Below are 1,663 nucleotides of genomic sequence, written 5' to 3'. Positions count from 1 at the left end.
ACCTCGATCTTTCTTGATGGGCCGCCGACGGAGTCGGTGGCCCATCTTGTTGCTGGTGATGGAGGTTGGGCAGGCTGGCGGCCCGAGTGTCGTCTCGGGTGGACGCCGGGTTCCACTGCTCCGGGTGGTGAGGTGCTTTCGTAGGGGCGGGTGGATCCGCTGGTCAGCCGGGATTCGGCAGGAGTGCGAGCTGGTCGAGGGCGGCGGTGATGTGGCGGGTCCAGGGCCAGTGCCGGGCGAGGCGGAGGCTGCGGCGTCGGCCGGTGGTGACGAGCTGTCCGGCCGCGGCGAACAGCCGGAGCCGCAGGCGGCGGGGCTCCCAGAGCCGGGCCTCGCCGGTCAGGGCGAGCATCGGCATCCAGGCCAGCAGGTCGAGAGCGATCTGGACGATCTCGAGCCAGACCTTGTTCTGGGCCGTGCGGTGCAGGGGCAGGTTCCGCAGGCCGGTGGCCCGGGCGGCACGAATCCGGTCCTCGGCTCTCGCCCGCCGACGGTGACGCAGCTCGAGTTCGGCGATCGGCCGGTCGGCGGTATTGGTCGCGAAACAGGTCAACCGCATGCCGTCCGCGTCCGTCAGTCTCAACTGAGCCCCGGGATGGGGACGTTCCTTGCGGACGATCAGCCGCATGCCCGTCGGCCAGCCGTCCAGGACATCGCCGGTGAGCTCGGCGACCCAGGCCCCGTCCCGGACCTCGCCGTCCGCCTCGACCGCCGCCGACCAGGCGGATGCGGGAACCTTCAGGACGTGCTGGTGGACCTGCTCGGTGATCACCATGCCGACCGAGTAGGACAGCCACCGCCCCCGCCGGGCCAGCCAGGCCACGAAGTCGTGGGTGCCGCCCGCGGAGTCCGTGCGGATCAGGGTCCGCCGGCCCCGCCGGTACTCCTTCGGCAGTTGGGCCAGGGCGAGCCGGGCGGTGGTGATGTGGTCGGCGGCGGTGTTCGATCCCGCGTTGCCTGGCCTGAGCAGGGCGGCGACCGGTTCCCCGGTTCCGCCGGGGCCGTGGTCGACGAACGCCATGAGCGGGTGATGGCCGTAGGTCCGCTTCCAGGTCGGGGCGGCGTCCTCCTTGTCGGAGTGCGCGACAACCAGCACACCGTCCAGGTCGACGGTCACCGTCCCGCCCGCGTCGGGCGCCGCCCGGCCGGCCAACTGCCAGACCCGCTCACGCGCTTGGGCCCGTGCGGAACGGATCGCCTGCAGGGCCTTCTCCCCGGAGACGGCAAGGGCATCGATCAGGCGGGAAACCGTCGGATCGGAAGCGACCGGCCCGAACACGGCCGGCTCGGCCCGCAGCATGCCCACGTCCGCGAGACAGTCCCCACCTGACGCGACCGCCAACGCGACGTCCAGCAGGACCTTCCCGGGATCGTGAACGGCCCGGGCCTTCCGCCACGGTGTCAGCGCCGCGGATATCGCGGCGTCCAGACCGGCCTTGCGGACCGTCTCGACCAGCAGCACGCTCCCGGCCTGTGAGACGACGGCCCGACCGCCGCCCTCGGTGCGGACACGCGGGTAGGACCCGATACGCTTCTTCACCTGGAGAGTGCTTCTTCCTTGCGCCGACATGGACCCTAGACAAGTCCCATCGTTGCAGGTCAGGAGCACTCTCCGCTTATTTGATCAAGCCTCGGACACCCCACCTCGTGAAAGCGCGAGGTT

General features: G+C 70.9%; 1 protein-coding gene. It reads right to left on the bottom strand.

Going from position 1 to position 1,663, the window contains the following annotated elements; all coding sequences use genetic code 11:
- Window positions 1–163: 163 nt before the first annotated feature.
- Window positions 164–1,540, bottom strand: a complete 1,377-nt coding sequence (locus AB0L56_RS31495) for an IS1380 family transposase (protein WP_365429566.1) — start codon at window positions 1,538–1,540, stop codon at window positions 164–166.
- Between the last annotated feature and the right edge of the window lie 123 nt (window positions 1,541–1,663).

Source organism: Streptomyces sp. NPDC052079 (assembly GCF_040680275.1).
Taxonomy (GTDB): Bacteria; Actinomycetota; Actinomycetes; order Streptomycetales; family Streptomycetaceae; genus Streptomyces.
The sequence above is the reverse complement of the archived record's forward strand: the minus strand, read 5'-3'. Positions and strand labels throughout refer to the sequence as shown.